The organism is Mycobacterium sp. E3247 (assembly GCF_001667785.1).
Taxonomy (GTDB): domain Bacteria; phylum Actinomycetota; class Actinomycetes; order Mycobacteriales; family Mycobacteriaceae; genus Mycobacterium.
This window is the reverse complement of sequence record NZ_LZJG01000479.1, coordinates 1-6479: the sequence shown is the minus strand read 5'-3', so window position 1 is coordinate 6479 and position 6479 is coordinate 1. Positions and strand designations below refer to the sequence as shown.

The window sequence follows — 6479 nt, the reverse complement described above, 5'->3', positions numbered from 1 at the left end:
GCGCGGCCCGATGCGGACCTGGCCGTCACCGTGTCGGCCGACAGCCCGTCCGTCGTCATCGCCGACGCCGTGGTGATCGGTTCCGGGGCCGGCGGCGCGATGGTGGCCCGCACGCTGGCGCGCGCGGGGCTGGATGTCGTCGTGCTCGAAGAGGGCCGCCGCTGGACGGTCGAGGAGTTCCGCACCACCCATCCGATCGACCGCTACGCGGGGTTGTACCGCGGCGCCGGGGCCACCGTCGCCCTGGGACGCCCGTCTGTGGTGCTGCCGATCGGTCGCGCGGTCGGTGGGACCACCGTCGTCAACTCCGGCACTTGCTACCGGCCGCCGGAGGCGGTGCAGCGGCGCTGGCGCGACGAATTCGGGCTTGCCGTGGCCGATTCGGACCGGCTGTCGGCGCACCTCGACGATGTCGAACGCACGCTGCGGGTCGCCCCGGTGCCGCTGGAGATCATGGGCCGCAACGGACACCTGCTTCTCGGCGGCGCCGCCGCGCTGGGCTGGCAGGCCGCGCCCATCCCCCGCAACGCGCCGGGCTGTGAGGGGTGTTGCCAGTGCGCGATCGGCTGCCCCCGCAACGCCAAGTTCGGCGTGCACCTCAACGCGCTGCCCGAGGCGTGCGCGGCGGGCGCGCGAATCATCTCCCACGCCCGCGTGGAACGGGTGCTGCACCGGCACGGGCGCGCTCGCGGGGTGCGCGCGCGCCGACCCGACGGCACCGCGCTGGACGTCATCGCCGACACGGTCGTCGTGGCCGCCGGAGCCACCGAGACGCCAAACCTCTTGCGGCGCAGCGGTCTTGGCGCACACCCCCGCCTCGGGCACAACCTCGCGTTGCATCCGGCGACCGTACTTGCCGGACGCTTCGAGGACGACGTCGTCGCCTGGCATGGTGTGCTGCAAAGCGCGGCCGTCCATGAGCTGCACGAGTCGCACGGTGTGCTGATCGAGGCGACATCGACCCCGCCGGGGATGGGGTCGATGGTGTTTCCCGGCTACGGCGCCGAGCTGCTCGGCTGGCTGGACCGGGCGCCGCGGGTCGCGACATTCGGCGCCATGGTGGCCGACCGCGGGGTGGGCTCCGTGTCGTCCGTGCGCGGCGAGACCGTCATCCGTTACCCCATCGATCGAGGCGACGTCGCCAAGCTCATGACGGCGATGGAGGCCATGGGCCGGTTGCTGTTCGCCGCGGGTGCCGTTGAGGTGCTCGCCGGCTTGCCCGAGGCGAAGACGGTCGCGTCGCTGCCCGCGTTGCAGGATGCGTTGCGCCGAACCAGCCCGAGAAGCCTGCACCTGGCCGCTTTTCACCCGACGGGCACGGCGGCCGCCGGCGTCGACGATCAGCTCTGCCCGGTCGACCAGACCGGCCGGCTGCGCGGCGCCGACGGGGTATGGGTGGCCGACGCCTCGATCCTGCCCAGCTGCCCGGAGGTCAACCCGCAGGTGTCGATCATGGCGCTGGCGCTGGGGGTGGCCGACGAGGTGCTCGACGCGCGCTGAGTCCCCGTGCTGTGCCGCCGCTACGACCGCGCGTCCGCCGGGGCCGCGTGCCGCGGCTGATGCAACAGCGCCCGCACCAGCGGGCGCGGCCCGACGGACCGAAGCATCTGGCTGGCCGGGCGGACCCGCACCCGCTTCGGCCACCAGAACCAGCGCCCCATCACCGTCATGATCGACGGCGTGATGAGAGATCGGACGACGAAGGTGTCGAACATCAAGCCGAGCCCGATCGTCGTGCCGAACTGGCCGATCGCCCGGAGATCGCTGGTGATCATCGTGGCCATCGTGACGGCGAACACCAGACCGGCCGCCGTCACCACCGGGCCGGTGAGACCCATGCCGCGGATGAGTCCCGTTTTTAGGCCGGCTCCGATCTCCTCTTCGATCCGGGACACCAGCATCAGGTTGTAGTCCGACCCCACCGCCAGAAGCACAATCAATGCGAATTCTGTTGCCACCCAGTGCAACTGGAAATGGAGAAGGTGCTGCCAGATCAGTGTCGAGAAGCCGAAGGCGGCTCCCAGCGACATCACGATCGTGCCGACGATGACGCCCGCAGCGACCAAAGCGCGGGTGACGATCACCATGATGATGAAGATGAGCACGATCGAGGCGATCGCCGCGATCAGCAGGTCGAACTTGGCGCCGTTGGCGATGTCGTAAAACGTTGCGGCCGTGCCGCCCAGGTAGATGTCGGCGTTTTGCAGCGACGTGAGTTTGAGCGCCTCCTTGGCCGCGTTGCGCTCCTGGTTGACTGACGCGATTCCCTCAGTCGTCGCCGGATCCACCGAGTGGGTGATGATGAAGCGCGCAGCCTTGCCATCCGGCGACACCATCAAGCTCAGCCCCAGTTGGAAGTCCGGGTTACTGAAAATCTCGGGCGGCAGGTAGAAGAGGCTCTCAATCTGAGAGTCGTTGAAGGACTTGCCCATTACGGCGTTCGTGTCGGTCAGCCGGTCGAATTGATTGATCAGGCTGTCGAACGTGCTGTAGATGGTCCACGTCGTATCCCGGATCGCCTTCGAGGTGGCGATGTTCTGCGGAATGATCGCCAGCAGCTCGCGCGTGGCCGCGGCCGTGTGGTTGAGATCGTTGGTGAGATTGTGGAATTGCTCGGCGAGTTTGTCGAACCCGTCCAGGGCGTCGAACAGGCTTCGCAGCGACCAGCAGATCGGGATGTCGTAGCAGTGTCTCTCCCAGTAGAAGTAACTGCGAATCGGCCTCCAGAAGTCGTCGAAATCCGCGATGTGGTCCCGGATTTCGTCTGTGATGGCCGCAGTGTTTTCCGCGGTTTTCGCGCTGTCGTCGGTGGCGTTCGCGAGATCCTGGGTCACCTTGTACTGGCGCTCCAACAGGGAGATCAGGGTGTCCAGATCACCGATGATCTTCTTGATATCGGCGACACGGTCTTTCAGGTAGTTCAGGTTGCTCCGGATCGGCGCGGTTTGCACACTGAGCTGGAACGGAACGGATCCGTCTTGGATTGGCGGCCCGAGGGGTCTGGTGATGCTCTGCACCCGTTCGATGCCGGGCACCCGGAAAATGGCTCCGGCGATCTTGTCCAGCACCAACATGTCGGTGGGATTGCGCAGATCGTGGTCTGATTCGATCATCAGCAGGTCCGGGTTCAGCCGGGCCTGGGTGAAGTGTTGATCGGCCGCGTCGTACGCCTGAACCGAGGACGCGCTCTTCGGCAGGTAGTACAGGTCGTTGTAGCGCGGGTTGAAGCCCGACAACCCCAGGGCGCCGACGATCGCCAGGATGACGGAGGTGGCGAGGATGGGTGCCGGCCACCGCACGATGGCCGTCGCCAGGCGGCGCCACCGGGTGTAGTTGAACTTTCGCTTCGGATCGAACAGACCGAAGCCGCTCGCGAACGCGATCAGCGCCGGTGTCAGGGTCACCCCGGCGGCCACCACCACCAGCAGACCGATTGCGCACGGAAACGCCAGCGAACTGAAGTAGGGCAGCCGAGTGAAATGCAGACAGGCCAGCGCCCCGACGATCGTCAAACCCGAACCCAGCACCACCTTGCTGACCCCGGCGAAGGTGTCGTAGTAGGCGGCTTCGCGGTCCAGTCCCCGCTCGCGGGCCTCCTGGTAGCGGCCGACCATGAAGATCGCGTAGTCGGTACCGGCGGCGATGGCCAGTGCCGTCAGCAGGTTGACGGCGAAGGTCGACAACCCCATGATTCCGGTGTCGCCCAGCAGCGCCACCACGCCGCGGCCGGTGGCCAGTCCGGCGAACAGAATCACCATCGTCAGCAGCACGGTGCCGATGGACCGATAGACGAACATCAGCATGATCGCGATGATGATGATCGTGATGATCGTCATCTTGAACAGGCTGGCGTTACCCACGACGATCGTGTCGTCGGTCAGGGCTCCCTGCCCCGCGACGTAGGCCTTCACCCCCGGCGGCGGCTTTGAGTCCGCAACGATCTTGCGAACCGAGTCAACCGACTTGTCGCCGACTGCGCCGCCTTGGTCACCCCGTAGGTTGACCTGGACGTAGGCGGACTTGTGGTCATAGCTCTCGACACCGGAGGCCGTAAACCGCTGACCCCAGAAGTCGAGCGCATGCTCGACGTGTGCGGTGTCCTGCTTGAGCTTCTTGACCAGATCGTCGTAATACCGGTGAGCGTCTTGGCCGAGCGGCTTGTCACCGACCAGCGTCACCAGGACGAGGTTGTCGGAGTCGTACTCCTTGAACTTCTCCCCGATGTGTTTCATCCCGGTCACAGAGGGCGCATCGGATGGCGAGAGCGGCACCGAGACGTCCTCGGCAACCTTTTCCAACTGTGGGACGAAGACGTTGACGCCGACCGCGATCAGCAGCCAGGCCACGACGATCGGCAGCGCCAGCACACGGATGGTGCGGGCCAGCCGCGGTTTGTGCTCGACTTCGGAGCGCCGCGCCACAGGGATTTCGTCCGTGGCGCTCGTGTCGTCGGTCACGCGGACTTGTCCAAGCAGGAAACCTGCGCGTCACGCGTGTCGACCTGTTGCTGATCGACCAATTTGCCGTCGACGGTGATCCGGCAACCGATGGAAGGGCTGTCACCCTGGGCGACGACGTAGGCGAAGATGCCGGGCATCTCGGCGACTATCGTCTGCGACCACGGCAATGTGGTGAAGTTGGCCTTCTGCGGTTGTGCGTCCGCATCCATCCAGTTGACGACGCCGGCGGTCCCGGGCGGTCCCAGGATTTCGTAGATGGCGGTCTTGGCCGCGTACGGCGGCGTCGCATCCCGCGCATCGGGCTTGGGCAAGCCGGGTCCCGGGAAGACGCCGTTGAGGCGATCCACTGCAACGCCGCCGATGATCGCTGCCACGACGACGACCAGCGCCACCCATCCCCGCTTGAGAAGCGTCAACACCGTTCTCCCCCATCACGAACGCCCGTTGGGCTGATGCTAAGGCGTTTCATCTGTTCAGGCATTTCGTCGCGCGCGCCACGGCTAGCCGAACACCATGGCTGCCGATTTAATTCCTGCGGTGCGGCGTCGCGTCACAGCCACGGCGCCCGCCCGGGGCCGTGACCGCACCGCTCGTCGTACCCGGCCTGGGCCGCTCGCCGACACCCACTGGCGTCGCAGACATGGAAACCGCTTGCGCTGCAGTCTGTTTCGCTGCCATGCGCCGGCCCAGGGCCTATTAGCCTGTCACGCCGCCGATTTCATCGAGATGATCGCGCGGGCCGGGTCGGACCGCGACGCAATCGACAACAAACCGCGAACGAATTAGTTTCAAAAAGTAATTCGCTGGAGTTGGCGATTTTGGGTTGAATTGCACACTTGGCGATTTTCCGAAATGCAGAAACCGGCAGCGATCGAGGGCCCCTGCGCGTACCCTGACGACATGGCTACCAAGGTCAGGACCTGCGTGCATTGCGGCCACACGTTCGATCCCAATGACCGGCCCCGCGACCTGTCGGACCCGGATTGGCTTCCGGCCGCGTCAATTTATTGTTCGCATGAATGCAGTGACCAGTTCCATTGCGAGATGACGCATTGCTGCTCGACCCATGCGAAAAGGAAGGGTCATCGCGAAGCCGCCAAGGCGGCGCGATAATCCGCGCCTGCGCCAAATCAACGGGCCACTGCGACGAAAACCATATCCACGTCCGTCCCGCGGCACTGGGAGTGTTCCGCCGGCCATGGGCTGGCGTTTCCAGCGCGGCTCACGTGAACATGGTGTCTCGGCCGGCGGACAGATGTCCTGCGGACCATGTGTTATGAACGGTGCGTGCCAGTCCCCGACTTCATCGTTGAGCTCCGTCGCGCCATTGGGACTGCACCGTTGTGGTTGGCCGGCGTTACGGCGGTCACGATCCGCGACGGCCAGGTGCTGCTGGTCAAGCGCTCGGATAACGGCGCCTGGACGGCGGTAACAGGGATCGTCGAACCGGGAGAGAATCCGGCCGACTGCGCCGCCCGCGAAGTGCGCGAAGAAACCGGGGTCAGCGCGCGAGCCACCAGGCTCGCCTGGGTGCACGTGACCCAACCGACGGTGCACGCCAACGGCGATCGGGCCCAGTACCTCGATCACGTGTTCCGTATGCAGTGGCTAGCCGGGGAGCCCTACGCCGCCGACGACGAATGCACCGCGGCGGCGTGGTTCGAGCTTGACGACCTCCCGCCGATGACGGCGAACATGCGTCGTCGTATCACGCTGAGCGCAATCGACCACGCCGCAACCGTTTTCGACACCGTCGACGACGCGCCCGCCGACTGGTTGTGACCCAAGCCTTGACCGTGCGCCGTCAGCGCACGCCCGCCGCCCGGGCGGCCTAGCCTTCGAGCTTGTAGCCCAGCCCTCGCACCGTCACCAGGTGGACGGGGTTGGCCGGGTCGGCTTCGATCTTGGAGCGCAACCGCTTGACGTGGACGTCGAGCGTCTTGGTGTCGCCGACGTAGTCGGCGCCCCATACCCGGTCGATCAGCTGCCCGCGAGTCAGCACCCGGCCGCTGTTGCGCA

At 66.0% G+C, this 6479-nt stretch carries 4 protein-coding genes and 1 pseudogene; 2 read left to right on the top strand and 3 right to left on the bottom strand.

Annotated elements, in window-relative coordinates:
• Nucleotides 1–1500 (top strand): GMC family oxidoreductase (locus A9X04_RS23365; protein WP_156764505.1); only part of this gene is annotated, 1500 nt, incomplete at its 5' end.
• Between the two features lie 20 nt (nucleotides 1501–1520).
• On the opposite strand, the gene A9X04_RS23360 is transcribed toward A9X04_RS23365, so the two are convergent.
• Together A9X04_RS23360 and A9X04_RS23355 are read right to left on the bottom strand one after the other, a co-directional pair.
• The gene (locus tag A9X04_RS23360; protein WP_067925654.1) at nucleotides 1521–4457 is read right to left on the bottom strand and encodes an RND family transporter; all 2937 of its coding nucleotides are present in this window, start codon (nucleotides 4455–4457) and stop codon (nucleotides 1521–1523) included.
• On the bottom strand, nucleotides 4454–4876 hold the full coding sequence (locus A9X04_RS23355) for an MmpS family transport accessory protein (RefSeq protein WP_197509341.1): 423 nt from the start codon (nucleotides 4874–4876) through the stop codon (nucleotides 4454–4456). Before A9X04_RS23355 ends, A9X04_RS23360 begins: the two co-directional genes overlap by 4 nt.
• A gap of 871 nt (nucleotides 4877–5747) precedes the next feature.
• Here A9X04_RS23355 and A9X04_RS23350 point away from each other — a divergent pair.
• Complete coding sequence (locus tag A9X04_RS23350) at nucleotides 5748–6242, top strand: NUDIX domain-containing protein (protein ID WP_197509339.1); 495 nt, start codon at nucleotides 5748–5750, stop codon at nucleotides 6240–6242.
• Between the two features lie 49 nt (nucleotides 6243–6291).
• Here the strand turns inward: A9X04_RS23350 and regX are convergent.
• Nucleotides 6292–6479, bottom strand: a pseudogene (gene regX, locus A9X04_RS23345) (two-component sensory transduction protein RegX); the annotation flags it as partial.